This is a genomic window from Methylobacterium sp. B1 (assembly GCF_000333255.1).
In the GTDB taxonomy this organism is placed as follows: Bacteria; Pseudomonadota; Alphaproteobacteria; order Rhizobiales; family Beijerinckiaceae; genus Methylobacterium; species Methylobacterium fujisawaense.
In genome coordinates this window covers 1-659 of sequence record NZ_BACT01000366.1, presented here as the reverse complement: position 1 = coordinate 659, position 659 = coordinate 1, and the positions used below count along the sequence as shown (strand labels likewise).

The following is a 659-nucleotide window of genomic DNA, read 5'->3' as shown; positions in this document are numbered from 1 at the left end:
CGAGAAGGGTCTGCACCTCGCCATCGACGCCGCCCGCGCCGCCGGGCTGCCGCTGACCTTCGCCGGCCCGAAGCTCAATCCCGGCTACTGGGCCGCCGAGATCGCCCCACGCATGGGGCCGGACCTGACGCATCTCGGCCATCTCGCGCACCGGGATCTGGCCCATCATCTCGGCCGGGCGCGGGTCGCGATCGTCTCGCCCCGCTGGGAGGAGCCCTTCGGCCTCGTCGTGGCGGAGGCGCTCGCCTGCGGCACCCCCGTGGCCGCCTTCCGCCGCGGTGCCATGCCCGACATCCTGGACGCGTCCTGCGGCCGCCTCGCCCGTCCGGACGATCCGCAGGATCTCGCGGTGGCCATCCGGGAGGCCGCCGGCCTGTCGCGCCGGGCCTGCCGCGACCGGGCGGAGGCCCTGCATTCGCGATCTCCGAACGCCGGTAACCTCCTGTGTCGCCCTGTCGTGGGGCTCCGGCAGCCGAGGGTGGCTGCCGATCGGGGAGGGCGGTCTGATGAGACGTCGCGTGTCGGCCCTCCTGATCCTTCCGGCATTCGCCTTTGCCGGCTCCGTGCAGCCGAGTGCGGGGTCGCCGGACGCGCCGGCCACCTTCGTCGAACCGATGGATGGCCCGCACCGTCATTGCTCCGGCTCCTGTATGAAGACG

The 659-nt window shown here is 73.4% G+C and carries 1 protein-coding gene; it reads left to right on the top strand.

Annotated features, from left to right (window positions below; all coding sequences use genetic code 11):
* Nucleotides 1-659 (top strand): glycosyltransferase (locus I53_RS35050; protein WP_251982289.1); only part of this gene is annotated, 659 nt, incomplete at both ends.